Raw genomic sequence first — 25,726 nt, 5'->3', positions numbered from 1 at the left:
CTCAGGCTAATGATTTAGCTCTACGCTTAATTGATGCCTTTCTCACCAGAGCGCACACTTTACTCAACGTTAAGCAAATCAAAATGATTAGCTGAATCAGGAGGTTAATAATGTTATCTGGGCAAACACCCACCCGGCAATGGAACACGCGACGCAGTGAAAAAGCGCGTCGTCTGGCCTCCGTACCGGTGCAGGGCAAGGTACTGCCAACCGGCGATCTTGTCGCCATGCTGGAAAAATTAATCGCGCCTGGCGATAAGGTCGTTCTGGAAGGTAACAACCAGAAGCAGGCGGATTTTCTTTCCCGCTCGCTGGCCGAAGTGAACCCGCAAATTGTCCACGACCTGCATATGATCATGCCGAGCGTCGGGCGCAGCGAGCATCTTGATATCTTCGAGAAAGGCATCGCCCGCAAGCTGGACTTCTCCTTCTCCGGGACGCAAAGCCTGCGTATTTCGCAGCTGCTGGAAGACGGTCAGCTCGAAATCGGTGCGATTCACACCTACATCGAACTTTACTCACGCCTCTACGTCGACCTTTCGCCCAACGTGGCGCTGATTGCCGGGTTTAAAGCGGACCGCAAAGGCAACCTCTACACCGGGGCGAGCACCGAAGATACCCCGGCGCTGGTGGAAGCCGCCGCGTTCCACGACGGCATCGTCATCGCGCAGGTGAACGAGCTGGTGGACGACGAGTGTGACCTGCCGCGCGTGGATATCCCTGGCTCGTGGATCGACTTCGTGGTGGTTGCCGATAAGCCGTTCTTTATCGAACCGCTGTTTACCCGCGACCCGCGCCTGATTAAGCAGGAACACATCCTGATGGCGATGATGGCGATCAAAGGCATCTACGCGGAGCACCAGGTGCAGTCCCTGAACCACGGTATTGGCTTTAACACCGCGGCGATTGAGCTGCTGCTGCCCACCTACGGCGAACAGCTCGGCCTGAAGGGTAAAATCTGTAAACACTGGACGCTGAACCCGCATCCGACGCTGATCCCCGCCATTGAAAGCGGCTGGGTGGAAAGCGTGCACTGCTTCGGCGGCGAGCTGGGGATGGAAGAGTACATCCGCGCCCGTCCGGACGTGTTCTTTACCGGTGCCGACGGCTCCATGCGTTCCAACCGCGCCTTCTGCCAGCTGGCAGGCCAGTATGCGGTCGATATGTTTATCGGCTCGACCCTGCAGGTTGACGGTTATGCCAACTCCTCAACGGTGACCCGCGGTCGTCTTTCCGGCTTCGGCGGTGCGCCAAACATGGGGCACGACCCACACGGTCGTCGCCACGCCACACCGGCCTGGCTGAACATGATCACCGAACCTGACCCAATGCAGCGCGGTAAAAAACTCGTCGTGCAGATGGTGGAAACTTTCCAGGCAGGCGTGAAGCCGACCTTCGTGGAAAAACTTGATGCCATTGACGTGGCGAAAGCCTCGGGTATGCCGCTGGCGCCGGTCATGATTTACGGCGATGACGTGACGCATGTGCTGACGGAAGAGGGGATTGCCTACCTCTACCGGGCGAAAGATCTGGAAGAGCGTCGTGCCATGGTCGCCGCTGTTGCGGGGATCACCGATATCGGCCTGGGCGTGGATGCTAAACGCGTGGCGGAACTGCGCCAGAGCGGCAAGGTTGTCTATCCGGAAGATTTGGGCATTCGCCGCACCGACGCCACCCGCTCTCTGCTGGCGGCAGGCAGCGTGTCAGACCTCGTTGAGTGGTCCGGCGGTCTCTACAACCCACCTGCGAAATTCCGGAGCTGGTAATGAAACTTCTGCCCCAGATTCAGGTTGAAGGCGGTGCCGAATGGCTGGCGCGAACCGCCACGCAGTGTCTGATTGACGAAGCACGTTTAAGCCCGAAGCCCGGTCTGGTGGACAGTCGGGGGAGTGGCGCGCACCACGATTTATCCCTTGCGCTGATGGAGCGCTCCGCGCACAGCCTGACCCCGACGTTTCAGGCGCTGGCGCTGCAAAGCTGGCAGCGCCCGGCAGATATCGCACTTCGGCAAACCGTCGGGCGACTTGGTCGCGAAGGCGAGCAGCAGATGATGACTGCAACCTGTGGCGTAAACACCCATCGCGGCGCGATTTGGGCGCTGGGGTTGCTGGTCAGCGCGGTGGCGATGCTGGGTGGCGATGCCAGGGCGCAAGACGTCGCCAGCACCGCCGCGCAGCTGGCGAAGCTGCCGGATGACGCGGCGCCGAAAGTGTTCAGTAAGGGTTTACGCGTCACGCACCGCTACCGCGTGCCGGGCGCGCGTGAAGAAGCGCAGCAGGCGTTCCCGCACGTTATGCAGCGCGCATTGCCGCAGCTTCGCCTCAGCCGCCTCAACGGCAGCAGCGAAACGCAGGCCAGGCTCGACGCGCTGATGGCGATCATGACCTCACTCACCGACACCTGCGTGCTGTCGCGCGCCGGGCTGAAGGGACTGGACGCCATGCAGGACGGCGCCCGTGCGGTACTGAACGCCGGAGGTTGTGCAACGCCCGAAGGCCAGCAGGCGCTGGCGAACTTAGACCGTCAGATGCTGGCGCTAAACGCCTCCCCAGGCGGTGCTGCCGACCTGCTTGCCGCCACGCTGTTTCTTGACCGCGTCGAATCGCCTTATTCAAAGCATTAAGAGGATGTTATGGAAAAAATCACATTGACCGTGCCAGCCAGCCGCGCGTTAAGCGGCAGGGCGCTGGCGGGGGTAGTCGGCTCCGGGGATATGGAGGTGCTCTTCACCGCCGAACCGGGCCAGACGTTAACCATTGATATCACCACCTCAGTCGACAACAGCCGTGGTCGCTGGGAGGCGCTGTTCAACCGCCTGCAAACCGTCAGCAGCCTGCCTGCAGGCAAACTGACTATTCATGACTTCGGCGCGACGCCGGGCGTGGCCCGCATTCGCATCGAACAGGTTTTTGAGGGGGTGAGCCATGCGTGATGACAGCAGCTTTATCGAATTAAAAGCGCGCCAGCGCGCGCAGGCCCTGCTGGATGACGGCAGCTACCGCGAACTGCTGGATCCGTTTGAAGGTATTATCTCTCCGTGGCTTGGGCCACAGGGCATTGTTCCGCAGGCCGATGACGGCATGGTGGTGGCGAAAGGCACCATCAACGGTCAGCCTGCGGTCGTGGTCGCGATTGAAGGCGCGTTCCAGGGCGGCAGCATGGGCGAGGTGTCCGGTGCCAAAATGGCAGCAGCGCTGGAGCTGGCGGCGGAAGATAACCGCAACGGCATTCCGACTCAGGCCGTGCTGTGCCTCGAAACCGGCGGCGTGCGTCTGCAGGAAGCTAACCTCGGTCTGGCGGCGATTGCCGATATCCACGCGGCGATTGTAGACCTGCGTCGCTACACGCCCGTCATCGGGATTGTGGCCGGGACCGTGGGCTGCTTCGGCGGGATGTCCATTGCGGCAGCGCTGTGCAGCTACCTGATTGTGACCCGCGAAGCGCGTCTTGGCCTCAACGGCCCGCAGGTTATCGAGCAGGAGGCGGGCATCGAAGAGTACGACTCCCGCGACCGTCCGTTTATCTGGAGCATGACCGGCGGCGAAGTGCGCTATCAAAGCGGCCTGGTGGATGCGCTGGTGGGCGACGGCGTGAATGCGGTTAAGGCAGCGATGAATGAGGCGATTGCGAAAGGCGTGCCGGCGAAACACCGCACCGATAACTACGACGATTACCTGAACCGCCTGACGAATTTCGACACCCGCAAACAGGCCGATGCCGAACAGATTAACGCGCTTTTTGCCCGGGAGGTGAAATGATGAGTAATTCAATGAGCCGTGGCGAACTCTGGCTGGAAACTCTGGCCCCGAACGCCAAACGTATCGAAGGGCTGTGCCCATCCGTGCAGGCGGCAGACGGCGAGCTGAACGGTGAGGCGGTGCGCTTTGTGGCCGTGGTGCCGGATGCCAACAACCACTTCCCGCGCGCGGCGAAAGGTGAAGTCGGCCTGCTGGAAGGATGGACGCTGGCGAAAGTGGTCAGCGAAACCGTCGCCGCTGACGCAGATAAGCCGGTTAAACGTCCGATTGTGGCGGTGATTGACGTCCCAAGCCAGGCCTATGGCCGTCGCGAAGAGGCGTTTGGTATTCATCAGGCGCTGGCAGGAGCCGCTGCTGCCTATGCTAACGCGCGCCTGGCAGGCCACCCGGTGATTGGCCTGATCGTCGGTAAGGCGATGTCCGGTGCGTTCCTGGCGCACGGCTACCAGGCCAACCGTCTGATCGCCTTTAACGACAAAGGCGTGCTGATCCACGCGATGGGCAAAGAGTCCGCCGCGCGCATCACGCTGCGTACCGTCGAGGCGCTGGAAAAACTGGCGGCGACCATTCCGCCAATGGCGTATGACATCAGCAACTACGCCACGCTGGGGCTGCTCTCCAGCCTGCTGGATATCAGCAATCCGGATGCCCCATCCGATAACGATCTGGCTCAGGTGAAAACCTCGCTGCAACAGGCCATCAGTGACGCTCGTCAGGACACCACGCTGAAAAATCGTCTGGGTGCTGACAACCGCCGCAGCTCGGCGCTCGTGCGCGAACGTATGCGAGCCAGCTGGTAAGTAAAAAAAAGACCTGCCAGAGATGCAAACCCCCGTGGGCGCGCCCGCTGCGCCCGCGTGGGAGCCTGCATCCTGAAAAATAATAAACATCGCACCAGTGCTAAAACTTTTTTTACTACAGGTGATTTATGACTTACGTAATTGTTCATGCTCTTGCACCGATTTTCGTCATCATGCTGCTGGGATTCTGGGCCGGTAAGGCAAAGATGGTCGATAACAAAAACGTTTCCCTGCTGAATATCTTCGTGATGGATTTTGCACTCCCTGCCGCGCTGTTCAGCGCCACCGTGCAAACCCCGTGGACCGGCATCGTGGCGCAATCGCCGCTGATTCTGGTGCTGACGCTGGCGATGTGGATTACCTATGCGGTCATCTACTTCCTCGCCACGAAAGTCTTTAAAAAATCCCCGCAGGACGCGGCCGTGCTGACCCTGACGGTAGCATTACCGAACTACGCGGCGCTTGGACTGCCGATTCTGGGCAGCGTGCTGGGTGAAGGCTCGTCCACGTCGCTTTCCGTGGCGGTCTCTATTGCCTGTGGCTCAGTGCTGATGACGCCGTTCTGCCTTCTGATCCTGGAGCGTGAGAAAGCGCGTACCGAGGGGGATAATTCCGGCTCAACGCTCTCCATGCTGCCGGTGCTGATGTGGCGTTCCATTAAAAAACCGATCGTGATGGGCCCGCTGCTGGGGGTGATTCTCTCCGCCATCGGGATCAAAATGCCGGAACTGGTGCTTGCCGCGATTAAACCGCTGGGACTGTCCGCGACCGCTGCCGCGCTGTTCCTGACCGGGGTGATCCTCTCTGCCCGTAAGCTGCAGATCAACACCATGGTGATCACCTCCACCATCGCCAAGCTGCTGATTCAGCCAGCGATTGCCTGGGGTATTGTGCTGATCTTCGGCCTGCATGGCTCCGTGGCGATCACCGCTATCCTGATGATTGCGCTTTCTGCGGGTTTCTTCGGTGTGGTGTTCGGTAACCGCTTTGGCGTGCAGTCGCCAGATGCTGAAGCCGTGCTGCTGTTAAGCTCCGTACTGTGTATCCTGTCGCTGCCGCTGTTTATCTCGCTGACTTCAGGAATGTAATCATGACCCCAACATTACGCCCGCACGACCTCATCTGGCTTACCGCGCGCGACGCGCTGGAAGGTATCACCGAATCCTGGGTGGAGGCGGCCTGGCATATTGGCCTGCCGGTGGTGGTGCGGCGTGATGTTGATAGTGAAGGCCGTATTCCCGTTGGCGTGCGCGGATTGCGCCGCGACCAGCGGGCGGCCGGATGGGTGAAGCCCGAAAACGTGCTGCGCGTGGTATCGCCTGAAGACCTGTGCGCCACAGCCGATCTGCTGCGTTCGCCGTTTGTAACTCAGCCACCGGTTCAGGTGGCGCTTCAGCTTACTCAGCAGGCGTGGCCGTGGACGTGGGGCATTACCGGCAGTACCGGCTATGCGCTGGCGACCGGCATTCCGGTGATCCATGCCGACAGCGATCTTGACCTGCTGATCCGCGCGCCTGAGCCGATTTCTCCCGATGCTTTTAGCGCATGGCAGTCGCAGCTGAGCCGCGCATTGTGCCGGGTTGATACGCAGGTCGATACGCCCGAGGGGGGCTTTGCGCTGACGGAGTGGTTACGCGACGGCAAAACGCTGCTGAAAACCCGCCGCGGACCGTGCCTGGTCGCGGATCCGTGGCGCAGGGAGGAGTGATGAAAATACTGTTTACCTTTCCGGGACAGGGCACGCAGCATGAAGGCATGCTGCAAAACCTGCCGGGAACGACGCTTGCTCAGGCACGCGAGGTGCTGGGTAGCGAAGTCGATACGCTGGATAGTGCAGCCTCACTCACTCACACCCGCGCGGTTCAGCTGTGCCTGCTGATTTCTGGCGTGGCCTGGGCGCGCGAGCTCGAACGGCGCGGCGTGTCGCCTGACATTGTGAGCGGTTTATCGATTGGCGCCTATCCCGCAGCGGTTATCGCGGGCGCGCTGGAATTTACGGACGCGCTGAGGCTGGTAGCACTGCGCGGTGATTTGATGGAGCAAGCCTGGCCGCACGGCTATGGTTTGACGGCGATTATGGGCTTAACTCTGCCGCAGGTGGAAACGCTGATTGAAGGCACTGGAACCTATATTGCCAACCTGAACGCTGAAACGCAGATCGTGATTGCCGGAAGCGATGGCGGGATGGCGCAGGTGGCTGCACGCGCGCTGGCAAAAGGGGCGAGCAAGGCCAAACGGCTGGCAGTAAGCGTGCCGTCCCACTGTGTACTGCTGGCGGAACCGGCACAAAAGCTGGCGGCGGCGTTTGAGTCCGTCACGCTGGCTCGTCCACGCTGCGCATACCTGAGCGGCAGTACCGGCCGCGTGCTCTGGCAGCCGGAAAAGATCGCCGACGATCTGGCGATGAACATGGCGCGTACGGTGCGCTGGCAGGAGGCGATGATTTCAGCGAATGAACGCGAAGCCCGACTGGCGATCGAGATGCCGCCCGGCGGCGTACTGACCTGCCTGACGCGACAGGCTGCGTGGGAAGGAGAGACCATTTCGCTGGAGCGCAGCGGGGTGGACGTGGCGGTACACCTGGCAAAGCGACTTCGTGCGTGAGTTTTTTTGCCGGGTGGCGCATCGCCACCCGGCAAGGCATCACGCACTCTCCTGCAAGCTGCGCGCATACATCCGCCCTTCGGCGGCCAGCGCGCGCAGGCTAGGGTCCTGCTCGCGGTTGCGGGCAAAGACAATCGCGATCAGCTGCTGCATCTGGTACGGCTCCGCCAGCTTCAACAGCTGCACCGAATTCTCGTAGACCTTCTTCATCCTGCCCGGCATCAGCGTAAAACCAACGCCTGCCTGAACCAGGCTGAGCATCGAGAAAATGTCATTCACCCGGGTAACAATCTCCGGTTCGAATCCGGCGATATGAAACGCTTCCTGAAACCCTGCATACGTGGCGAACCCTTCTGCCAGAGCGACAAATTTTTGGTCTTTGTAATCACGCAGATCCGCGGGTCCGCGGGTATTCAGCGTGGCGGAAGCCGGTGCGGCAAGGAAGATGTCGTCATGAAACAGCGGCAGAACCTCAAGGCTATTGCGGTCGATATCGCTTTCGGAGATGGAGATAAGAATCGCGTCCAGCGAGCCTTCATCCAGCATGTGCAGCAGGGTGTCGTTGGAGCCCATCGTCAGATCCATCTCCAGATCCGGACGACGCAGCTTCATGCCCATAATCAGGCGCGGCACGGTTTCCAGCGTCAGGGAGTAGAGCGTGCCCACGCGCAGCCGCCCCTGGCCGATTCCGGCAATTTTGCGGGACTCTTCCAGCCCGCGCTCCATCACCTGCATCACCTCCTGGCAATACTCCAGCAGCGTCCAGGCGGAAGGCAGGGCAATCAGGTTGCGCCCCTTGTGGGTAAAGAGCGGGCAGCGCACGTTCTCTTCCAGCGTGTGCAGCGCACGGTGCACGCTCACGCCGCTCAGGCCCAGAGTTTCGGCGGTACGCGCGATATTCCCTTTCTCCATAAACGTCATGAAGATGCTGAGCTTGCGGAATGTAATCTCGCTCGTGATATCGAAACTCATAACCCTCCCGGCGTGTTATTCAGCCTGCAGCATCGCTTCCAGCTGTTCCTGTGCGTCGAGCCACGCCATCTCGCACTCTTCGAGACTGGATTTGGTCTTCGCCTGGGTTTGCAGGCAGTCCGTTAGCTCAGCCTTGCGGCTCTGATCATACAGGCCGCTATCGCCGAGCTTCTCTTCAACGATAGCAAGCGTGGCGTTGAGTTTTTCCATCTCTTTTTCGAGACGGGTAATCTCTTTACGCAGCGGCTGCGTCTGGGTGCGCAGCTCCGCTTCACGGCGCTTCTGGTCTTTACGCGCCTGCGCGCTGTTAGCGTTGTCTTTTGCTGACTCTTCCGGCTGGTTTTCCTGCTTCTGCACGTCCGTCAGCCACTGCTGGTAGTCTTCCAGATCGCCGTCGAACGGTTCGACTTTGCCGCCGTGCACCAAATACAGATCGTCCGTGGTGGAGCGGATCAGGTGACGGTCGTGCGAAACCACCACCAGCGCGCCTTCGAATTCAATCAGCGCTTCGGTCAGCGCCTGGCGCATGTCGAGATCCAGGTGGTTGGTCGGTTCATCGAGCAGCAGCAGGTTCGGGCGCTGCCAGACGATCAGCGCCAGCACCAGACGGGCCTTTTCGCCGCCGGAGAAACGCTCAGTGTTTTCAGTCACCTTATCGCCCTGGAAGCCGAAGCCGCCGAGATAGTCGCGCAGCTTCTGCTCCATCTCCTGCGGCGCCAGACGCGCGAGGTGCTGAATCGGGGATTCATCCGCGCGTAAAAATTCCAGCTGGTGCTGGGCGAAGTAGCCCAGCTTGATCCCTTTCGCCAGGCCGATTTCACCGCTGACCGGGTTAAGCTCGCCCGCCAGCAGTTTGATCAGCGTTGATTTACCGGCGCCGTTACGCCCCAGCAGGCCAATGCGTGAACCCGGCACCAGGTTGAGCTTGATGGAGTCGAGAATAATGCGATCGGCATAGCCCGCGCTGACCTTCTCCATCTTGAGCAGCGGGTTCGGCAGGCTTTCCGGCGCGCGGAAGCTGAAGTGGAACGGGTTATCCACGTGCGCCGGGGCAATCATCTCCATGCGTTCCAGCATCTTGATGCGGCTCTGGGCCTGCTTGGCTTTTGAGGCTTTGGCCTTAAAGCGATCCACAAAGCTCTGCAGGTGCGCCACGCGCTGCTGCTGGCTTTCGTACATGGACTGCTGCTGGGCGAGACGCGTCGCGCGCTGGCGCTCGAAGGAGCTGTAGTTGCCGGTGTACTCGAACATCGTTTGCTGTTCGATATGAATGATTTTATCCACTACCGGATCAAGGAAGTCGCGGTCGTGGGAGATAAGAATCAGAGTGCCCTGATAGCTCTTGAGCCACTTCTCCAGCCAAATAACCGCATCGAGATCGAGGTGGTTGGTCGGTTCGTCGAGCAACAGCAGGTCAGAGCGGCAGATCAGCGCCTGCGCCAGGTTAAGTCGCATACGCCAGCCGCCGGAGAAGTCGCTGACCGGGCGCTCCAGCTGTTCGTTGCTGAAGCCCAGGCCGTGCAGCAGGCTGGAGGCGCGGGAGCGAATGGTCCACGCGTCGATAGCGTCCAGCTTGCCGTGAACGGTGGCGATGGCATGACCGTCGTTGCGCTCGTTAGCAGAATGAAGTTCCGCTTCGAGCTTGCGGTATTCACGGTCGCCGTCGATAACATAGTCGAGTGCCGGTTCGCTCAGGGCCGGCGTCTCCTGGTTTACCCAGGCGAGCTGCCAGTTTCCCGGGAAGGTAAAGTTACCGCCATCCGCGCTAATCTCGTTTTTCAGCAGCGCCAGCAGGGTGGATTTACCGCAGCCGTTTTTGCCGACCAGGCCCACTTTTTGGCCCGGGTTGATGGTAGCAGTGGCGTTATCCAGCAGGACGCGCACGCCGCGACGAATTTGTAACGAGGAGAAAACAATCATAGAAGCGCCGTATGTTCCGACTATGTTAATTTGTCATTATGATAATGTAAGGTGTGGGCCATTTTCCGCACCGGGCCGCCATGGTAGCCCAAAACAACGACGATACACAAAAACAGAAACAAGACCGGGAGGGGAATGATGTCTCAGACAGCAAAAGTGCTGCTGCTGTATGCCCATCCGGAATCTCAGGACTCGGTGGCAAACCGGGTGCTGCTTAAGCCGGCCACACAGCTTAGTAACGTCACGGTGCACGATCTCTACGCGCACTACCCTGATTTCTTTATTGATATCCCTTACGAGCAGGAGCTGCTGCGTCAGCATGACGTTATTGTGTTCCAGCATCCGCTTTATACCTATAGCTGTCCGGCGCTGCTGAAAGAGTGGCTGGACCGCGTGCTGAGCCGGGGCTTCTCCAGCGGGGTGGGGGGCAACCAGCTGGCGGGAAAGTACTGGCGTAGTGTGATCACGACCGGTGAACCCGAAAGCGCTTACCGTCACGACGGGCTGAACCGCTATCCGATGAGCGATATCCTCAGGCCATTCGAGCTGACGGCGGCCATGTGCCGTATGCACTGGATGAGCCCGATTATTGTCTACTGGGCGCGGCGTCAGGATCCGAAAGAACTGGCAAGTCACGCCAGAGCCTATGGTGAATGGCTGGCCTCACCGATTCCTGTAGGAGGTCGCTGATGGAAGGATCGAATTTGCTCCTCGCCGGGGTGCTGTTTTTATTTGCGGCCGTCGTCGCGGTGCCGCTTGCAGCACGTATTGGTATCGGTGCGGTACTGGGGTACCTGCTGGCGGGGATCGCGATTGGCCCCTGGGGGCTGGGATTCATCAGCGATGTGGATGAAATACTCCATTTCTCCGAGCTGGGCGTGGTGTTCCTGATGTTCATCATCGGCCTGGAGCTGAATCCTTCGAAATTGTGGCAGCTCAGACGCTCTATCTTTGGCGTGGGCGCCGCGCAGGTGTTGTTCAGCGCCGCTATCCTGGGTGGCCTGTTAATGCTGACCCACTTTTCATGGCAGGCGGCGGTGATTGGCGGGATAGGCCTTGCGATGTCGTCGACGGCGATGGCGCTGCAGCTGATGCGCGATAAAGGGATGAATCGTAACGAAGCCGGTCAGCTGGGCTTTTCGGTGCTGCTGTTCCAGGATTTGGCGGTGATCCCGGCGCTGGCGCTGGTGCCGCTGCTGGCGGGGTCCGGGGACGATCACTTCGACTGGGCTAAAATCGCCATGAAGGTGCTGGCCTTCGCGGGCATGCTGATTGGCGGTCGTTTCCTGTTACGTCCCGTGTTCCGCTTTATAGCCGCGTCGGGCGTTCGCGAGGTGTTTACCGCCGCGACGCTGCTGCTGGTGCTGGGATCGGCGTTATTCATGGACGCGCTGGGGCTGTCGATGGCGCTTGGGACCTTTATCGCCGGGGTGCTGCTGGCGGAGAGCGAGTATCGGCACGAGCTGGAAATTGCCATCGATCCCTTTAAAGGACTGCTGCTAGGCCTGTTCTTTATTTCGGTGGGGATGGCGCTTAACCTTGGCGTGCTCTATACCCATCTGCTGTGGGTGATAGTGAGCGTCGCCATCCTGGTCGCGGTGAAGATGCTGGTGCTGTACGTCATGTCACGTATCTACGGGCTGCGCAGTTCGGAACGTATGCAGTTTGCCAGCGTGTTAAGTCAGGGAGGCGAGTTCGCGTTTGTGCTGTTCTCCACCGCCTCCTCCCAGAAGCTGTTTAAAGACGATCAGATGGCGCTTTTGCTGGTGACGGTCACGCTGTCTATGATGACCACGCCGCTGCTGATGAAGCTGGTGGATAAACTACTGTCGCGCCGCCTGAATCCAGCTGACGATGAAGACGAAGCGCCGTGGGTGGAAGACGACAAGCCGCAGGTGATTGTGGTGGGTTTTGGCCGTTTCGGACAGGTTATCGGGCGTTTGCTGATGGCGAACAAAATGCGCATTACGGTACTGGAGCGTGATATCAGCGCGGTCAACCTGATGCGTAAATATGGCTATAAGGTTTACTACGGCGATGCGACCCAGCTAGAGCTGCTGCGCTCGGCGGGGGCCGAAGCGGCAGAGTCCATTGTGATTACCTGTAACGATCCGGAAGACACGATGAAGCTGGTGGATCTGTGCCAGCAGCATTTCCCGCATCTGCATATTCTGGCGCGTGCGCGGGGACGTGTTGAAGCTCACGAATTATTGCAGGCGGGTGTGAAACACTTCTCCCGTGAGACGTTTTCCAGTGCGCTGGAGCTAGGCCGTAAGGCGCTGATCTCGCTCGGCATGCATCCGCACCAGGCGCAGCGCGCTCAGATGCACTTTCGCCGGCTGGATATGCGGATGTTGCGCGAGCTGATGCCGGTACATACCGATACGGCGCAGATCTCCCGCGTGCGGGAAGCGCGTCGCGAGCTGGAGGAGATCTTCCAGCGAGAGATGCAACAGGAACGACGCCAGCTTGATGGCTGGGATGAATTTGAATAAAGGGTAACAAGATGGCTGTACGTAAACGCTTTATTGCGGGTGCAAAATGCCCGACCTGCCAGGCGCAAGATACCCTTGCGATGTGGCGGGAAAATAATATTGATGTTGTTGAGTGTGTTAAGTGCGGTCACCAGATGCGTGAGGCCGATAAAGAGGCCCGCGATCACGTTCGCAAAGAAGAGCAAGTTATCGGGATTTTTCATCCGGACTAGCGATATGCCCTGAGTTTTTTTAAGCTAAAGGGTACACGGGTGCAGATTTCCGCTACAATCGGCGCCAGCAATTTTCCCACGCTCAGGAGATATCATGAAAGTAGCAAAAGACCTGGTGGTCAGCCTGGCCTATCAGGTACGTACAGAAGACGGTGTGTTGGTTGATGAGTCTCCGGTGAGTGCGCCGCTTGACTACCTGCATGGTCACGGTTCCCTGATTTCCGGCCTGGAAAACGCGCTGGAAGGTCATGAAGTTGGCGACAAATTTGACGTTGCTGTAGGCGCGAACGACGCTTACGGTCAGTATGACGACAACCTGGTTCAGCGCGTTCCTAAAGACGTGTTCATGGGCGTTGACGAACTGCAGGTTGGCATGCGCTTCCTGGCTGAAACTGACCAGGGTCCTGTTCCTGTTGAAATCACCGAAGTGGAAGATGACCACGTCGTGGTTGACGGCAACCACATGCTGGCTGGCCAGAACCTGAAGTTCAACGTAGAAGTTGTTGCGATCCGTGAAGCGACCGAAGAAGAGCTGGCTCATGGCCACGTTCACGGTGCGCACGGTCACGACCATGACCACGATCACGGCCACGACGGCTGCTGCGGTGGTCACGGCCACGACCATGGTCATGACCACGGTAAAGGTGGTTGCGGTAACGGCGGCTGCGGCTGTCACTAATTCCGTCATGCGGAAAATAAAAAAGCGGGATAGTCCCGCTTTTTTTACGCCTCAATAATGAGGAGGTGGCGTCTCTTCTGACTGAGAGGCAATGTTTGACGGCTGCGTGGCCTTTAGCTTTTCCGTCAGCAGGCGCATATGATCCCGCAGTTTCGCCATTTCGAGCTCATGTGCGGTTACGGTCTGGTTTAGCTCTTCGATGGTGATGTCCTGAAAAGCCAGGCGGCTTTCCAGCTCAGCCATTCTCGCTTCTATTGCTGTATCCTTCATCATTCACCTCGTTATTTCAGATTCGCCATAATGGCTCTGCGGCGGCGCAGTTTAACTGAGTTTATCCTTAAGTACAGTCCGCATCCCCTTGGCAGGAAACTTATTTAAACAAAAATAGTCTGAAAAGTGGCGAGAATTGGAAGTGTCTGTCTGTAGATTTCTTCCGCAACGTTTTATAGTACGTAACTCATTTACGTTTAACGCTGGGGTGAGAGTCCCCAAGCCCTGGAGATATGGATGAAATCACTGTTTAAAGTAACGCTGCTGGCGACGACGATGGCTGTTGCGCTGAACGCGCCGCTGTCATTCGCTGCTGATACTGCTGCGAAGCCTGCTGCCACTGCAGACAGCAAAGCGGCGTTCAAAAATGACGACCAAAAATCCGCCTACGCACTGGGCGCATCTCTGGGTCGTTACATGGAAAACTCTCTGAAAGAACAAGAGAAACTGGGCATCAAACTGGATAAAGCTCAGCTGATCGCAGGCGTTCAGGATGCATTTGCAGATAAGAGCAAGCTGTCTGACCAGGAAATTGAACAGACTCTCCAGGCGTTCGAAGCGCGCGTGAAGGGTGCCGCGCAGACTAAGATGGACGCGGACGCTAAAGACAACGAAGCGAAAGGCAAAGCCTACCGCGATACCTTTGCTAAAGAGAAGGGTGTGAAAACCTCTTCTACTGGCCTGGTGTACAAAGTTGAGAAAGAAGGCACCGGCGATGCGCCTAAAGACAGCGACACCGTTGTTGTGAATTACAAAGGTACGCTGATCGACGGTAAAGAGTTCGATAACTCTTACACCCGCGGTGAGCCACTCTCCTTCCGTCTGGATGGCGTTATCCCTGGCTGGACTGAAGGTCTGAAAAACATCAAGAAAGGCGGCAAGATCAAGATGGTTATCCCACCGGATCTGGCCTATGGAAAAACCGGCGTTCCAGGTATTCCTGCCAACTCTACGCTGGTCTTTGACGTAGAGCTGCTGGACATCAAACCGGCACCGAAAGCGGATGCCAAGGCAGACGCGCCGGCTGACGATAAAGCCGCTGCTGCTAAGAAGTAATGCTGAAAAAAAACCGCCGCCTTTAAGGCGGCGGTTTTTTATTGTGGGGCAGATATAATTAACACTGGAAAGCGTTAGGCACGCTGTATTAATTTAGTTGTCCGTGTAGATAATGAGCCTGCCCTGAAAACCTAACGACAGGCTCCTGAAAAGGAGTGTTTTTTTCATGTCCAGGTCGCTTTTAACCAACGAAACCAGTGAACTTGATTTGCTGGATCAACGTCCTTTCGATCAGACCGACTTCGATATTCTGAAATCCTATGAAGCGGTAGTGGACGGGTTAGCGATGCTCATTGGCTCCCACTGCGAAATCGTATTGCACTCCCTGCAAGATCTGAAGTGTTCCGCCATCCGCATTGCGAATGGTGAGCATACTGGCCGTAAAATTGGTTCGCCAATTACCGACCTTGCATTGCGTATGCTGCATGACATGACCGGCGCGGACAGCAGCGTCTCCAAATGCTATTTCACCCGCGCCAAAAGCGGCGTGCTGATGAAATCAGAAACCATCGCGATTCGAAACCGCGAGCATCGTGTTATTGGGCTGCTGTGCATCAACATGAACCTTGATGTGCCATTCTCGCAAATCATGAGTACCTTTATTCCACCAGAAACGCCGGACGTTGGCTCTTCTGTTAACTTTGCCTCCTCCGTTGAAGATCTGGTCACGCAGACGCTTGAGTTTACGATTGAAGAGGTGAATGCCGATCGTAACGTCTCGAACAACGCCAAGAATCGTCAGATCGTGCTCAATCTCTATGAAAAAGGGATTTTTGATATTAAAGATGCCATCAACCAGGTGGCCGATCGTCTGAACATCTCCAAGCACACGGTCTACCTCTATATTCGCCAGTTCAAAAGCGGCGATTTCCTGGGACAAGACAAGTAATGCGTTTTGCGTTAATGGTGACAGGCCCGGCGTACGGTACTCAGCAGGCCAGCAGCGCGCTGCAGTTTGCGCATGCGCTACTGGCGGCCGGACATGAGCTGGCGAGCGTCTTCTTCTATCGGGAAGGGGTGTATAACGCGAATCAGCTTACGTCACCGGCGAGCGATGAGTTCGATCTGGTGCGCGCCTGGCAGGCATTAAACGAAAAGCAGGGCGTAGAACTGCATATCTGCGTGGCGGCGGCACTGCGCCGCGGCGTAACCGATGCAACCGAAGCCGCGCGTCTTGGTTTATCGGGTTCTAACCTGCAGCCCGGTTTTTCGTTAAGTGGTCTGGGCGCGCTGGCACAGGCGGCATTGACCTGCGACAGAGTGGTGCAATTCTGATGAAGCGTATCGCGTTTGTTTTTTCCTCTGCGCCGCACGGCAGCGCTTCTGGCCGAGAAGGGCTGGATGCGCTGCTCGCGACATCAGCTTTGACCGAAGATATCGGTGTCTTCTTTTTGGGCGACGGCGTATTTCAGCTTCTGGCGGGGCAACAGCCTCAGGCCATTCTGGCGCGTGACTACATTGCGACGTTCAAAGTGTTACCGCTTTACGATATCGAAACCTTCTATGTTTGTGCTGACTCTTTGGTCGTGCGCGGTTTACACGAGGCAACACCTTTCGTGCTGGATGTGACAGTCCTGCCTTCTGCTGCATTACGCGAACACCTTTCCCACTACGACACCGTTCTGACTTTCTGAGGCCGCCATGCTCCATACTCTGAGCCATTCACCGTGGCAGTGTGATATCGACGCGTTACTGAGTATGCTGCGCGAAGGTGATGACCTGCTGCTGATTCAGGATGGCGTGCTTGCCGCACTGGAAGGCAGTCGTTTCGTTGAAATTCTCACGAATGCCCCCATTACAGTCTTTGCGCTGAAAGACGATCTGGATGCGCGGGGTCTTTCTGGTCAAATTTCAGCCAAAATTGACGTGGTTGGCTATACTGATTTCGTCAATCTTACTGTGACGCACACCAGTCAAATGAACTGGTGATCTGAGATCGCTGTATATTTCTTGACACCTTTTCGACGTAGCCCTAAAATTTCGCGTCCTCATATTGTATGAGGTCGATTTATTACGTGTTTACGAAGCAAAAGCTAAAACCAGGAGCTATTTAATGGCAACAGTTAACCAGCTGGTACGCAAACCACGCGCACGCAAAGTTGCAAAGAGCAACGTGCCTGCGCTGGAAGCCTGCCCGCAGAAACGTGGTGTATGTACTCGTGTATATACCACCACTCCTAAAAAACCAAACTCCGCACTGCGTAAAGTATGCCGTGTGCGTTTGACTAACGGTTTCGAAGTGACTTCCTACATCGGTGGTGAAGGTCACAACCTGCAGGAGCACTCCGTGATCCTGATCCGTGGCGGTCGTGTTAAAGACCTTCCGGGTGTTCGTTACCACACCGTTCGTGGTGCGCTCGACTGCTCAGGTGTTAAAGACCGTAAGCAGGCTCGCTCCAAGTACGGCGTGAAGCGTCCTAAGGCTTAATGGTTCTCCGTTAAGTAAGGCCAAACTGATTTATCTTAATGTCACACTAAACTCTTTGAGTTTTGGACAATCCTGAATTAACAACGGAGTATTCCCATGCCACGTCGTCGCGTCATTGGTCAGCGTAAAATTCTTCCAGATCCGAAATTCGGATCAGAACTGCTGGCAAAATTTGTAAATATCCTGATGGTAGATGGTAAAAAATCTACTGCAGAAGCAATCGTATACAGCGCGCTTGAGACCCTGGCTCAGCGTTCTGGTAAAAATGAACTGGAAGCTTTCGAAGTCGCTCTCGACAACGTTCGCCCAACTGTAGAAGTTAAGTCCCGCCGCGTTGGTGGTTCTACTTATCAGGTTCCAGTTGAAGTTCGTCCGGTTCGTCGTAATGCTCTGGCAATGCGTTGGATCGTTGAAGCTGCTCGTAAACGCGGTGATAAATCCATGGCTCTGCGTCTGGCGAACGAACTTTCTGATGCTGCAGACAACAAAGGTACTGCAGTTAAGAAACGTGAAGACGTTCACCGTATGGCAGAAGCCAACAAGGCGTTCGCACACTACCGTTGGTAATCCCTTCGGAGTATTAGTCACCAGGCGGGCGCTTCAGAGAAGCCGCCCGCTCTGGGTAACTTAACTGAACGCCTAAAGATATAAACGAGGAATCAAATGGCTCGTACAACACCCATCGCACGCTACCGTAACATCGGTATCAGTGCGCACATCGACGCCGGTAAAACCACTACTACCGAACGTATTCTGTTCTACACCGGTGTAAACCACAAAATCGGTGAAGTTCATGACGGCGCAGCCACCATGGACTGGATGGAACAGGAGCAGGAGCGTGGTATTACTATCACCTCCGCAGCGACTACTGCATTCTGGTCAGGTATGGCTAAGCAGTACGAACCGCATCGCGTAAACATCATCGACACCCCAGGGCACGTTGACTTCACCATCGAAGTAGAACGTTCCATGCGTGTTCTTGACGGCGCGGTAATGGTTTATTGCGCAGTTGGTGGTGTTCAGCCACAGTCTGAAACCGTATGGCGTCAGGCGAACAAATATAAAGTTCCACGCATCGCGTTCGTTAACAAAATGGACCGTATGGGTGCTAACTTCCTGAAAGTTGTTGGTCAGATCAAAACCCGTCTGGGCGCGAACCCTGTTCCGCTGCAGCTGGCAATTGGTGCTGAAGAAGGCTTCACCGGTGTTATCGACCTGGTGAAAATGAAAGCCATCAACTGGAACGATGCGGACCAGGGCGTTACCTTCGAATACGAAGATATCCCAGCTGCAATGCAGGACCTGGCTGACGAATGGCACCAGAACCTGATCGAATCCGCTGCTGAAGCTTCTGAAGAGCTGATGGAGAAATACCTGGGTGGTGAAGAACTGACTGAAGAAGAGATCAAAAAAGCTCTGCGTCAGCGCGTTCTGAACAACGAAATCATCCTGGTAACCTGTGGTTCTGCGTTCAAGAACAAAGGTGTTCAGGCGATGCTGGATGCGGTAGTTGACTACCTGCCATCCCCGGTTGACGTTCCTGCGATCAACGGCATCCTGGACGACGGTAAAGATACTCCGGCTGAGCGTCACGCAAGCGACGAAGAGCCATTCTCTGCACTGGCGTTCAAAATTGCTACCGACCCATTTGTGGGTAACCTGACCTTCTTCCGCGTATACTCTGGTGTGGTTAACTCCGGTGACACCATCCTGAACTCCGTGAAAGCGGCGCGTGAGCGTTTTGGCCGTATCGTACAGATGCACGCTAACAAACGTGAAGAGATCAAAGAAGTTCGTGCGGGCGACATCGCTGCAGCTATCGGTCTGAAAGACGTGACCACTGGTGACACCCTGTGTGACCCGGATCATCCGATCATTCTGGAGCGTATGGAATTCCCTGAGCCGGTAATCTCCATCGCAGTTGAACCAAAAACCAAAGCTGACCAGGAAAAAATGGGTCTGGCTCTGGGCCGTCTGGCGAAAGAAGACCCATCATTCCGCGTATGGACTGATGAAGAATCTAACCAGACCATCATCGCTGGTATGGGTGAACTGCACCTGGACATCATCGTTGACCGTATGAAGCGTGAATTCAACGTTGAAGCGAACGTGGGTAAACCTCAGGTTGCTTACCGCGAAGCGATTCGCGCGAAAGTTACCGACATTGAAGGTAAACACGCTAAGCAGTCTGGTGGTCGCGGTCAGTACGGTCACGTTGTGATCGACATGTACCCACTGGAGCCGGGCTCTAACCCGAAAGGTTACGAGTTCATCAACGACATCAAAGGTGGTGTAATTCCTGGCGAATACATCCCAGCCGTTGATAAAGGTATCCAGGAACAGCTGAAAGCAGGCCCTCTGGCTGGTTATCCGGTTGTTGACATGGGTGTTCGTCTGCACTTCGGTTCTTACCACGACGTTGACTCCTCTGAACTGGCGTTTAAACTGGCTGCGTCTATTGCCTTTAAAGAAGGCTTTAAGAAAGCAAAACCAGTTCTGCTTGAGCCAATCATGAAGGTTGAAGTAGAAACTCCTGAAGAGAACACCGGTGACGTTATCGGTGACTTGAGCCGTCGTCGCGGTATGCTGCGTGGTCAGGAATCCGAAGTAACTGGCGTTAAGATCCACGCTGAAGTTCCGCTGTCTGAAATGTTCGGATATGCAACTCAGCTGCGTTCTCTGACCAAAGGTCGTGCATCATACACCATGGAATTCCTGAAGTATGATGATGCGCCTAACAACGTTGCTCAGGCCGTTATTGAAGCCCGTGGTAAGTAATCCACAGGATTAAAACCTAAGTCCCGTGCTCTCTCCACAGGGGAGAGCACTATAGTAAGGAATATAGCCGTGTCTAAAGAAAAATTTGAACGTACAAAACCGCACGTCAACGTTGGTACTATCGGCCACGTTGACCATGGTAAAACTACCCTGACTGCTGCAATCACTACCGTTCTGGCAAAAACCTACGGTGGTTCTGCTCGCGCATTCGACCAGATCGATAACGCACCAGAAGAAAAAGCACGTGGTATCACCATCAACACCTCTCACGTTGAATATGACACCCCGACTCGCCACTACGCACACGTAGACTGCCCAGGCCACGCCGACTATGTTAAAAACATGATCACCGGTGCTGCGCAGATGGACGGCGCGATCCTGGTTGTTGCTGCGACTGATGGCCCAATGCCTCAGACTCGTGAGCACATCCTGCTGGGTCGTCAGGTAGGCGTTCCTTTCATCATCGTGTTCCTGAACAAATGCGACATGGTTGATGACGAAGAGCTGCTGGAACTGGTAGAGATGGAAGTTCGTGAACTGCTGTCTCAGTACGATTTCCCAGGCGACGATACCCCAATCGTTCGTGGTTCTGCTCTGAAAGCGCTGGAAGGCGAAGCTGAGTGGGAAGCGAAAATCATCGAACTGGCTGGCTTCCTGGATTCTTACATCCCAGAACCAGAGCGTGCGATTGACAAGCCATTCCTGCTGCCAATCGAAGACGTATTCTCCATCTCCGGTCGTGGTACCGTTGTTACCGGTCGTGTAGAGCGCGGTATCATCAAAGTTGGCGAAGAAGTTGAAATCGTTGGTATCAAAGAGACTGCGAAGTCTACCTGTACTGGCGTTGAAATGTTCCGCAAACTGCTGGACGAAGGCCGTGCTGGTGAGAACGTTGGTGTTCTGCTGCGTGGTATCAAACGTGAAGAAATCGAACGTGGTCAGGTTCTGGCGAAGCCAGGCTCAATCAAGCCACACACCAAGTTCGAATCTGAAGTGTACATTCTGTCCAAAGACGAAGGCGGCCGTCATACTCCGTTCTTCAAAGGCTACCGTCCACAGTTCTACTTCCGTACAACTGACGTGACCGGTACCATCGAACTGCCAGAAGGCGTAGAGATGGTAATGCCAGGCGACAACATCAAGATGGTTGTGACTCTGATCCACCCAATCGCGATGGACGACGGTCTGCGTTTCGCAATCCGTGAAGGCGGCCGTACCGTTGGCGCGGGCGTTGTTGCTAAAGTTCTGGGCTAATTAATTATCCCTGAATAAAAAAAGGACGCTTCGGCGTCCTTTTTTGTTTTCTGCTGTTCAGGCACTGTCACAAAATTTCGCATTTTTTGCCTGCCCCCGCCCCGTAATGCGGCGCCTGTGCTATTGTAATCATAACCATTCTCACTTACACTTTGCGCATAATTTGAACGGGAGTCTCTATGTACGTTTGTTTATGTAATGGTGTAAGCGACAAGAAAATACGTCAGGCCGTTCGCCAGTTTCAGCCTCAGTCATTTCAGCAGCTACGCAAATTTGTTCCGGTGGGAAATCAATGCGGTAAATGTGTACGTGCTGCGCGAGAGATCATGCAGGACGAATTGATGCAGATCCCGGAATACAAAGAGATCGCGTAAGCTTCCATCTTTTTTTTGACATCCCTGTAGCCCGATCTACGCTTCAATGAGTGGAAGCGGAGGGACTATGTAATGAAAGGTGATGTTAAAATCATAAGTTATCTCAATAAATTATTGGGAAATGAGCTTGTCGCAATTAACCAGTACTTTCTTCACGCGAGAATGTTCAAAAACTGGGGGCTTAAACGTCTGAACGACGTTGAGTACCATGAATCGATCGATGAAATGAAGCACGCCGATAAATATATCGAGCGTATTTTATTCCTTGAAGGCATTCCAAACCTGCAGGATCTCGGAAAGCTGGGCATCGGCGAAGATGTCGAAGAGATGCTGCGTTCCGACCTCAGGCTGGAGCTTGAAGGCGCCAAAGATCTCCGTGAAGCCATAGCCTACGCAGACAGCGTACATGACTACGTCAGTCGCGATATGATGATCCAGATCCTGGCCGATGAAGAAGGCCATATTGACTGGCTGGAAACGGAGCTGGATCTGATTGCTAAAATCGGCCTGCAGAACTATCTTCAGTCGCAGATTAAAGTGGAAGAGTAACCACCGTCTTCCAACCTAAGCATAAACCCGCTGCTGCCAGAAATGGCCCAAAAGGCAGTGGGTTTTTTAATGCCCCCTTATCAGGGGTGAGTAACGAAAACACAAGAATGCTAAGTAGCGCCATAAGCGCAGCGAGTAACGCCAGCGAAGGCAGCGTGCACCAGCCATGCCACGCACCAAGCGCCGCCAGGTATTTTACATCGCCATATCCCATCCCTTCACGCCGGCAGATAAACCGATATACCCAGTAGATAACGGCAAAGCCGATATATCCAGCCATCGCACCCGCCACCGCACTTGGCAGAAAATCAGGTTGTATACAGAGCTGAAAGAGCAGTCCCGCCCATAGCAGCGGGCAGAGAAATTTATCGGGAAGCAGACCGTAGCGAATATCGGCATGTACAAGTAAGGCAGTCAGTGAAAGATAGATCAGCAGAAAGGGGAGGGTGGTTAGCATGAAAAAGGCCTCAAACGGGTTTGAGCGCATACTCGTTATAATCGGCCTTTCCGGCAATGAACAAAAAACGTTGATGCGTAGCGACTCGAAAGAAAGAATCGACGCAGAATACATTGCATAAAATGTTGCGCGCTCTTACGCATCCAGCTCCTTTGGCGCTTAATTTCTAAACGGCACTTGCGTCTTGCCCAGATTTACGTATAATGCGCGGGCTTGTCGTAATTGACGGCGGGTTCAATCAGAACCAGAGTAGCTCATTTTGTTACTCAACAATGCTCCCAATTGGGGAGCTACGTAAGAACGGTTACACTCTCCCATCAATCGTAATGGGTTTGAGGAGTAATCATTTTCGTTTATAAAATAATTGGAGCTCTGGTCTCATGCAGAACCAAAGAATCCGTATCCGCCTTAAAGCGTTTGATCATCGTCTGATCGATCAATCAACCGCGGAAATCGTCGAGACTGCTAAGCGCACTGGTGCGCAAGTCCGTGGTCCGATCCCGCTGCCGACCCGCAAAGAGCGCTTCACCGTTCTGATCTCCCCGCACGTCAACAAAGACGCGCGCGATCAGTACGAAATCCGCACTCACAAGCGTCTGGTTGACATCGTTGAGCCAACTGAGAAAACCGTTGATGCTCTGATGCGTCTGGATCTGGCTGCCGGTGTAGACGTGCAGATCAGCCTGGGTTAATCAGGTCATCGAGCGATTGAGAGGTTGATACAATGATTGGTTTAGTCGGTAAAAAAGTGGGCATGACCCGCATCTTCACTGAAGATGGCGTTTCAATCCCAGTAACCGTAATCGAAGTTGAAGCAAACCGCGTTACCCAGGTTAAAGATCTGGCTAACGATGGCTACCGCGCTGTTCAGGTGACCACTGGTGCTAAAAAAGCTAACCGTGTAACCAAACCAGAAGCGGGTCACTTCGCTAAAGCTGGCGTAGAAGCTGGCCGTGGTCTGTGGGAATTCCGTCTTGCTGAAGGCGAAGAGTTCACCGTAGGTCAGGACATTAGCGTTGAGCTGTTTGCTGACGTTAAAAAAGTTGACGTAACCGGTACCTCTAAAGGTAAAGGTTTTGCTGGTACCGTTAAGCGCTGGAACTTCCGTACCCAGGACGCTACCCACGGTAACTCCTTGTCTCACCGCGTTCCGGGTTCTATCGGTCAGAACCAGACTCCGGGCAAAGTGTTCAAAGGCAAGAAAATGGCAGGTCAGCTGGGTAACGAACGTGTGACCGTTCAGAGCCTGGACGTAGTACGTGTTGACGCTGAGCGCAACCTGCTGCTGGTTAAAGGTGCAGTTCCGGGTGCAACCGGTAGCGACCTGATCGTTAAACCAGCTGTGAAGGCGTAAGGGGATAGCAATGGAATTAGTATTGAAAGACGCGCAGAGCGCGCTGACTGTTTCCGAAACTACCTTCGGTCGTGATTTCAACGAAGCGCTGGTTCACCAGGTTGTTGTTGCTTATGCAGCTGGTGCTCGTCAGGGTACTCGTGCTCAGAAGACTCGTGCTGAAGTAACTGGTTCTGGCAAAAAGCCATGGCGCCAGAAAGGTACCGGCCGTGCGCGTTCAGGTTCTATCAAGAGCCCGATCTGGCGTTCAGGTGGCGTGACCTTCGCTGCGCGTCCACAGGACCACAGTCAAAAAGTTAACAAAAAGATGTACCGCGGCGCGCTGAAAAGCATCCTGTCCGAACTGGTACGTCAGGATCGTCTGATCGTTGTCGAGAAGTTCTCTGTTGAAGCGCCTAAAACTAAGCTGCTGGCACAGAAACTGAAAGACATGGCTCTGGAAGATGTGCTGATCATCACCGGTGAGCTGGACGAGAACCTGTTCCTGGCCGCACGTAACCTGCACAAGGTTGACGTACGCGATGCGACTGGTATCGACCCGGTTAGCCTGATCGCCTTCGACAAAGTCGTAATGACTGCTGATGCTGTTAAGCAAGTTGAGGAGATGCTGGCATGATTCGTGAAGAACGTCTGCTGAAGGTGCTTCGCGCACCGCACGTTTCTGAAAAAGCGTCTACTGCGATGGAAAAAACAAATACCATCGTTCTCAAAGTTGCTAAAGACGCGACCAAAGCAGAGATCAAAGCTGCTGTGCAGAAACTGTTTGAAGTCGAAGTCGAAGTCGTTAACACCCTGGTTGTTAAAGGGAAAGTTAAACGTCACGGACAGCGTATCGGTCGTCGTAGCGACTGGAAAAAAGCTTACGTCACCCTGAAAGAAGGCCAGAATCTGGACTTCGTTGGCGGCGCTGAGTAAGTCGGAGGAGTAATACAATGGCAGTTGTTAAATGTAAACCGACATCTCCGGGTCGTCGCCACGTAGTTAAAGTGGTTAACCCTGAGCTGCACAAGGGCAAACCTTTTGCTCCGTTGCTGGAAAAAAACAGCAAATCCGGTGGTCGTAACAACAATGGCCGTATCACCACTCGTCACATCGGTGGTGGCCACAAGCAGGCTTATCGTATTGTTGACTTCAAACGCAACAAAGACGGTATCCCAGCAGTTGTTGAACGTCTTGAGTACGATCCGAACCGTTCCGCGAACATCGCGCTGGTTCTGTACAAAGATGGCGAACGCCGTTACATTCTGGCCCCTAAAGGCCTGAAAGCTGGCGACCAGATTCAGTCTGGCGTTGATGCTGCAATCAAAGCAGGTAACACCCTGCCGATGCGTAATATCCCGGTTGGTTCTACCGTTCATAACGTAGAAATGAAACCAGGTAAAGGCGGTCAGCTGGCACGTTCCGCTGGTACTTACGTTCAGATCGTTGCGCGTGATGGTGCTTATGTCACCCTGCGTCTGCGTTCTGGTGAAATGCGTAAAGTCGAAGCAGACTGCCGCGCTACTCTGGGCGAAGTTGGCAATGCTGAGCATATGCTGCGCGTTCTGGGTAAAGCAGGTGCTGCACGCTGGCGTGGTGTTCGTCCTACCGTTCGCGGTACTGCGATGAACCCAGTCGACCACCCACATGGTGGTGGTGAAGGTCGTAACTTTGGTAAGCACCCGGTAACTCCGTGGGGCGTTCAGACCAAAGGTAAGAAGACCCGCAGCAACAAGCGTACTGATAAATTTATCGTACGTCGCCGTAGCAAATAATTTTAGAGGATA

General features: G+C 55.3%; 32 protein-coding genes. 28 read left to right on the top strand and 4 right to left on the bottom strand.

Annotated elements, in window-relative coordinates; genetic code table 11:
* The first annotated feature begins 110 nt into the window (after window positions 1-110).
* The 8 genes from mdcA to mdcH all read left to right on the top strand — a co-directional run bounded on the left by mdcA (window position 111) and on the right by mdcH (window position 7,162).
* A complete protein-coding gene (gene mdcA, locus KGP24_RS21580; protein WP_223561740.1) occupies window positions 111-1,766 on the top strand; it encodes a malonate decarboxylase subunit alpha in 1,656 nt (551 codons plus the stop codon).
* Window positions 1,766-2,623 carry a triphosphoribosyl-dephospho-CoA synthase gene (locus KGP24_RS21575; protein ID WP_223561739.1) on the top strand — a complete coding sequence of 286 codons (858 nt, stop codon included), beginning with the start codon at window positions 1,766-1,768 and terminating at the stop codon, window positions 2,621-2,623. The genes mdcA and KGP24_RS21575 overlap by 1 nt, the downstream gene beginning before the upstream one ends.
* Window positions 2,624-2,632: 9 nt before the next feature.
* Window positions 2,633-2,932: a malonate decarboxylase acyl carrier protein gene (mdcC, locus tag KGP24_RS21570; RefSeq protein ID WP_014885504.1), complete on the top strand. Its 300-nt coding sequence runs from the start codon at window positions 2,633-2,635 to the stop codon at window positions 2,930-2,932.
* Window positions 2,925-3,758 (top strand): biotin-independent malonate decarboxylase subunit beta, encoded by an 834-nt coding sequence (locus KGP24_RS21565; RefSeq protein ID WP_223561738.1) that lies wholly within the window; start codon window positions 2,925-2,927, stop codon window positions 3,756-3,758. Before mdcC ends, KGP24_RS21565 begins: the two co-directional genes overlap by 8 nt.
* The gene (mdcE, locus tag KGP24_RS21560) at window positions 3,758-4,558 is read left to right on the top strand and encodes a biotin-independent malonate decarboxylase subunit gamma (protein WP_223563543.1); all 801 of its coding nucleotides are present in this window, start codon (window positions 3,758-3,760) and stop codon (window positions 4,556-4,558) included. The genes KGP24_RS21565 and mdcE overlap by 1 nt, the downstream gene beginning before the upstream one ends.
* Before the next feature lie 128 nt (window positions 4,559-4,686).
* Window positions 4,687-5,646, top strand: coding sequence for an AEC family transporter (locus tag KGP24_RS21555; protein WP_223561737.1), 960 nt, complete (start codon window positions 4,687-4,689; stop codon window positions 5,644-5,646).
* A gap of 2 nt (window positions 5,647-5,648) precedes the next feature.
* Window positions 5,649-6,266, top strand: a complete 618-nt coding sequence (locus KGP24_RS21550; protein WP_223561736.1) for a malonate decarboxylase holo-ACP synthase — start codon at window positions 5,649-5,651, stop codon at window positions 6,264-6,266.
* Window positions 6,266-7,162, top strand: a complete 897-nt coding sequence (gene mdcH, locus KGP24_RS21545) for a malonate decarboxylase subunit epsilon (protein WP_223561735.1) — start codon at window positions 6,266-6,268, stop codon at window positions 7,160-7,162. The genes KGP24_RS21550 and mdcH overlap by 1 nt, the downstream gene beginning before the upstream one ends.
* Window positions 7,163-7,201: 39 nt before the next feature.
* Here mdcH and KGP24_RS21540 read toward each other — a convergent pair whose 3' ends face one another.
* Window positions 7,202-8,134, bottom strand: a complete 933-nt coding sequence (locus tag KGP24_RS21540; protein ID WP_223561734.1) for a LysR family transcriptional regulator — start codon at window positions 8,132-8,134, stop codon at window positions 7,202-7,204.
* A 15-nt stretch (window positions 8,135-8,149) separates the two neighbouring features.
* Window positions 8,150-10,054: an ABC transporter ATP-binding protein gene (locus tag KGP24_RS21535; RefSeq protein WP_223561733.1), complete on the bottom strand. Its 1,905-nt coding sequence runs from the start codon at window positions 10,052-10,054 to the stop codon at window positions 8,150-8,152.
* Between the two features lie 135 nt (window positions 10,055-10,189).
* On the opposite strand from KGP24_RS21535, the gene kefG reads away from it, so the two are divergent.
* From kefG to slyD, 4 genes are all read left to right on the top strand, one after another.
* Complete coding sequence (gene kefG, locus KGP24_RS21530; protein WP_045285961.1) at window positions 10,190-10,744, top strand: glutathione-regulated potassium-efflux system ancillary protein KefG; 555 nt, start codon at window positions 10,190-10,192, stop codon at window positions 10,742-10,744.
* The gene (gene kefB, locus KGP24_RS21525; RefSeq protein ID WP_223561732.1) at window positions 10,744-12,549 is read left to right on the top strand and encodes a glutathione-regulated potassium-efflux system protein KefB; all 1,806 of its coding nucleotides are present in this window, start codon (window positions 10,744-10,746) and stop codon (window positions 12,547-12,549) included. The genes kefG and kefB overlap by 1 nt, the downstream gene beginning before the upstream one ends.
* Window positions 12,550-12,560: 11 nt before the next feature.
* Window positions 12,561-12,761, top strand: coding sequence for a YheV family putative zinc ribbon protein (locus tag KGP24_RS21520; RefSeq protein ID WP_010436300.1), 201 nt, complete (start codon window positions 12,561-12,563; stop codon window positions 12,759-12,761).
* 94 nt (window positions 12,762-12,855) lie between these two features.
* Window positions 12,856-13,440, top strand: coding sequence for a peptidylprolyl isomerase (gene slyD / locus KGP24_RS21515; protein ID WP_013099037.1), 585 nt, complete (start codon window positions 12,856-12,858; stop codon window positions 13,438-13,440).
* Window positions 13,441-13,491: 51 nt separating this feature from the next.
* Here the strand turns inward: slyD and KGP24_RS21510 are convergent, their stop codons facing one another.
* Window positions 13,492-13,710: a protein SlyX gene (locus tag KGP24_RS21510; RefSeq protein ID WP_023309461.1), complete on the bottom strand. Its 219-nt coding sequence runs from the start codon at window positions 13,708-13,710 to the stop codon at window positions 13,492-13,494.
* A 237-nt stretch (window positions 13,711-13,947) separates the two neighbouring features.
* Here KGP24_RS21510 and fkpA point away from each other — a divergent pair, with 237 nt between their 5' ends.
* The 11 genes from fkpA to bfr all read left to right on the top strand — a co-directional run bounded on the left by fkpA (window position 13,948) and on the right by bfr (window position 22,149).
* A complete protein-coding gene (gene fkpA / locus KGP24_RS21505; RefSeq protein WP_023309460.1) occupies window positions 13,948-14,766 on the top strand; it encodes an FKBP-type peptidyl-prolyl cis-trans isomerase in 819 nt (272 codons plus the stop codon).
* Window positions 14,767-14,932: 166 nt separating this feature from the next.
* On the top strand, window positions 14,933-15,655 hold the full coding sequence (locus KGP24_RS21500) for a transcriptional regulator (protein ID WP_003861697.1): 723 nt from the start codon (window positions 14,933-14,935) through the stop codon (window positions 15,653-15,655).
* The gene (gene tusD, locus KGP24_RS21495; RefSeq protein ID WP_223561731.1) at window positions 15,655-16,041 is read left to right on the top strand and encodes a sulfurtransferase complex subunit TusD; all 387 of its coding nucleotides are present in this window, start codon (window positions 15,655-15,657) and stop codon (window positions 16,039-16,041) included. The genes KGP24_RS21500 and tusD overlap by 1 nt, the downstream gene beginning before the upstream one ends.
* The gene (gene tusC, locus KGP24_RS21490; RefSeq protein WP_223561730.1) at window positions 16,041-16,400 is read left to right on the top strand and encodes a sulfurtransferase complex subunit TusC; all 360 of its coding nucleotides are present in this window, start codon (window positions 16,041-16,043) and stop codon (window positions 16,398-16,400) included. The genes tusD and tusC overlap by 1 nt, the downstream gene beginning before the upstream one ends.
* 7 nt (window positions 16,401-16,407) lie before the next feature.
* Window positions 16,408-16,695, top strand: coding sequence for a sulfurtransferase complex subunit TusB (gene tusB, locus KGP24_RS21485; RefSeq protein WP_223561729.1), 288 nt, complete (start codon window positions 16,408-16,410; stop codon window positions 16,693-16,695).
* A gap of 124 nt (window positions 16,696-16,819) precedes the next feature.
* Window positions 16,820-17,194 carry a 30S ribosomal protein S12 gene (gene rpsL, locus KGP24_RS21480; RefSeq protein WP_000246815.1) on the top strand — a complete coding sequence of 125 codons (375 nt, stop codon included), beginning with the start codon at window positions 16,820-16,822 and terminating at the stop codon, window positions 17,192-17,194.
* Between the two features lie 96 nt (window positions 17,195-17,290).
* Complete coding sequence (rpsG, locus tag KGP24_RS21475; protein WP_004106370.1) at window positions 17,291-17,761, top strand: 30S ribosomal protein S7; 471 nt, start codon at window positions 17,291-17,293, stop codon at window positions 17,759-17,761.
* A 96-nt stretch (window positions 17,762-17,857) separates the two neighbouring features.
* The gene (gene fusA / locus KGP24_RS21470; protein WP_008503004.1) at window positions 17,858-19,972 is read left to right on the top strand and encodes an elongation factor G; all 2,115 of its coding nucleotides are present in this window, start codon (window positions 17,858-17,860) and stop codon (window positions 19,970-19,972) included.
* Between the two features lie 69 nt (window positions 19,973-20,041).
* Window positions 20,042-21,226 (top strand): elongation factor Tu, encoded by a 1,185-nt coding sequence (tuf, locus tag KGP24_RS21465; protein WP_014068448.1) that lies wholly within the window; start codon window positions 20,042-20,044, stop codon window positions 21,224-21,226.
* 179 nt (window positions 21,227-21,405) lie between these two features.
* Window positions 21,406-21,600: a bacterioferritin-associated ferredoxin gene (gene bfd / locus KGP24_RS21460; RefSeq protein WP_008503493.1), complete on the top strand. Its 195-nt coding sequence runs from the start codon at window positions 21,406-21,408 to the stop codon at window positions 21,598-21,600.
* Window positions 21,601-21,672: 72 nt separating this feature from the next.
* Complete coding sequence (gene bfr, locus KGP24_RS21455) at window positions 21,673-22,149, top strand: bacterioferritin (protein ID WP_008503492.1); 477 nt, start codon at window positions 21,673-21,675, stop codon at window positions 22,147-22,149.
* Here the strand turns inward: bfr and KGP24_RS21450 are convergent.
* Window positions 22,133-22,606 carry an A24 family peptidase gene (locus KGP24_RS21450; RefSeq protein WP_223561728.1) on the bottom strand — a complete coding sequence of 158 codons (474 nt, stop codon included), beginning with the start codon at window positions 22,604-22,606 and terminating at the stop codon, window positions 22,133-22,135. The genes bfr and KGP24_RS21450 overlap by 17 nt on opposite strands.
* 380 nt (window positions 22,607-22,986) lie before the next feature.
* Here KGP24_RS21450 and rpsJ point away from each other — a divergent pair, with 380 nt between their 5' ends.
* The 5 genes from rpsJ to rplB are packed head-to-tail and all read left to right on the top strand — an operon-like array spanning window position 22,987 to window position 25,714.
* Window positions 22,987-23,298, top strand: coding sequence for a 30S ribosomal protein S10 (gene rpsJ, locus KGP24_RS21445; RefSeq protein WP_001181005.1), 312 nt, complete (start codon window positions 22,987-22,989; stop codon window positions 23,296-23,298).
* Window positions 23,299-23,330: 32 nt separating this feature from the next.
* The gene (rplC, locus tag KGP24_RS21440; protein ID WP_006178923.1) at window positions 23,331-23,960 is read left to right on the top strand and encodes a 50S ribosomal protein L3; all 630 of its coding nucleotides are present in this window, start codon (window positions 23,331-23,333) and stop codon (window positions 23,958-23,960) included.
* A 10-nt stretch (window positions 23,961-23,970) separates the two neighbouring features.
* Window positions 23,971-24,576, top strand: a complete 606-nt coding sequence (gene rplD / locus KGP24_RS21435; protein ID WP_000424395.1) for a 50S ribosomal protein L4 — start codon at window positions 23,971-23,973, stop codon at window positions 24,574-24,576.
* Entirely contained in the window at window positions 24,573-24,875 is a 303-nt protein-coding gene (gene rplW, locus KGP24_RS21430; protein ID WP_000617546.1) for a 50S ribosomal protein L23, read from the top strand. The genes rplD and rplW overlap by 4 nt, the downstream gene beginning before the upstream one ends.
* A gap of 17 nt (window positions 24,876-24,892) precedes the next feature.
* On the top strand, window positions 24,893-25,714 hold the full coding sequence (rplB, locus tag KGP24_RS21425) for a 50S ribosomal protein L2 (protein WP_000301859.1): 822 nt from the start codon (window positions 24,893-24,895) through the stop codon (window positions 25,712-25,714).
* Window positions 25,715-25,726: the final 12 nt, after the last annotated feature.

The organism is Enterobacter sp. JBIWA008 (assembly GCF_019968765.1).
Lineage (GTDB): Bacteria > Pseudomonadota > Gammaproteobacteria > Enterobacterales > Enterobacteriaceae > Enterobacter.
The sequence above is the reverse complement of the archived record's forward strand: the minus strand, read 5'-3'. Positions and strand labels throughout refer to the sequence as shown.

Coding starts and splice junctions, on each gene's coding strand:
- slyD (WP_013099037.1), top strand. CDS start 12,856: ATGAAAGTAGCAAAAGACCTGGTGGTCAGCCTGGCCTATCAGGTACGT.
- rpsL (WP_000246815.1), top strand. CDS start 16,820: ATGGCAACAGTTAACCAGCTGGTACGCAAACCACGCGCACGCAAAGTT.
- tusD (WP_223561731.1), top strand. CDS start 15,655: ATGCGTTTTGCGTTAATGGTGACAGGCCCGGCGTACGGTACTCAGCAG.
- KGP24_RS21535 (WP_223561733.1), bottom strand. CDS start 10,054: ATGATTGTTTTCTCCTCGTTACAAATTCGTCGCGGCGTGCGCGTCCTG.
- KGP24_RS21540 (WP_223561734.1), bottom strand. CDS start 8,134: ATGAGTTTCGATATCACGAGCGAGATTACATTCCGCAAGCTCAGCATC.
- tusC (WP_223561730.1), top strand. CDS start 16,041: ATGAAGCGTATCGCGTTTGTTTTTTCCTCTGCGCCGCACGGCAGCGCT.
- KGP24_RS21450 (WP_223561728.1), bottom strand. CDS start 22,606: ATGCTAACCACCCTCCCCTTTCTGCTGATCTATCTTTCACTGACTGCC.
- rpsG (WP_004106370.1), top strand. CDS start 17,291: ATGCCACGTCGTCGCGTCATTGGTCAGCGTAAAATTCTTCCAGATCCG.
- KGP24_RS21565 (WP_223561738.1), top strand. CDS start 2,925: ATGCGTGATGACAGCAGCTTTATCGAATTAAAAGCGCGCCAGCGCGCG.
- kefB (WP_223561732.1), top strand. CDS start 10,744: ATGGAAGGATCGAATTTGCTCCTCGCCGGGGTGCTGTTTTTATTTGCG.
- fusA (WP_008503004.1), top strand. CDS start 17,858: ATGGCTCGTACAACACCCATCGCACGCTACCGTAACATCGGTATCAGT.
- KGP24_RS21550 (WP_223561736.1), top strand. CDS start 5,649: ATGACCCCAACATTACGCCCGCACGACCTCATCTGGCTTACCGCGCGC.
- mdcC (WP_014885504.1), top strand. CDS start 2,633: ATGGAAAAAATCACATTGACCGTGCCAGCCAGCCGCGCGTTAAGCGGC.
- KGP24_RS21520 (WP_010436300.1), top strand. CDS start 12,561: ATGGCTGTACGTAAACGCTTTATTGCGGGTGCAAAATGCCCGACCTGC.
- bfr (WP_008503492.1), top strand. CDS start 21,673: ATGAAAGGTGATGTTAAAATCATAAGTTATCTCAATAAATTATTGGGA.
- bfd (WP_008503493.1), top strand. CDS start 21,406: ATGTACGTTTGTTTATGTAATGGTGTAAGCGACAAGAAAATACGTCAG.
- mdcH (WP_223561735.1), top strand. CDS start 6,266: ATGAAAATACTGTTTACCTTTCCGGGACAGGGCACGCAGCATGAAGGC.
- KGP24_RS21575 (WP_223561739.1), top strand. CDS start 1,766: ATGAAACTTCTGCCCCAGATTCAGGTTGAAGGCGGTGCCGAATGGCTG.
- rplW (WP_000617546.1), top strand. CDS start 24,573: ATGATTCGTGAAGAACGTCTGCTGAAGGTGCTTCGCGCACCGCACGTT.
- fkpA (WP_023309460.1), top strand. CDS start 13,948: ATGAAATCACTGTTTAAAGTAACGCTGCTGGCGACGACGATGGCTGTT.
- KGP24_RS21555 (WP_223561737.1), top strand. CDS start 4,687: ATGACTTACGTAATTGTTCATGCTCTTGCACCGATTTTCGTCATCATG.
- rpsJ (WP_001181005.1), top strand. CDS start 22,987: ATGCAGAACCAAAGAATCCGTATCCGCCTTAAAGCGTTTGATCATCGT.
- KGP24_RS21500 (WP_003861697.1), top strand. CDS start 14,933: ATGTCCAGGTCGCTTTTAACCAACGAAACCAGTGAACTTGATTTGCTG.
- rplB (WP_000301859.1), top strand. CDS start 24,893: ATGGCAGTTGTTAAATGTAAACCGACATCTCCGGGTCGTCGCCACGTA.
- mdcA (WP_223561740.1), top strand. CDS start 111: ATGTTATCTGGGCAAACACCCACCCGGCAATGGAACACGCGACGCAGT.
- tusB (WP_223561729.1), top strand. CDS start 16,408: ATGCTCCATACTCTGAGCCATTCACCGTGGCAGTGTGATATCGACGCG.
- rplC (WP_006178923.1), top strand. CDS start 23,331: ATGATTGGTTTAGTCGGTAAAAAAGTGGGCATGACCCGCATCTTCACT.
- mdcE (WP_223563543.1), top strand. CDS start 3,758: ATGAGTAATTCAATGAGCCGTGGCGAACTCTGGCTGGAAACTCTGGCC.
- KGP24_RS21510 (WP_023309461.1), bottom strand. CDS start 13,710: ATGAAGGATACAGCAATAGAAGCGAGAATGGCTGAGCTGGAAAGCCGC.
- kefG (WP_045285961.1), top strand. CDS start 10,190: ATGATGTCTCAGACAGCAAAAGTGCTGCTGCTGTATGCCCATCCGGAA.
- rplD (WP_000424395.1), top strand. CDS start 23,971: ATGGAATTAGTATTGAAAGACGCGCAGAGCGCGCTGACTGTTTCCGAA.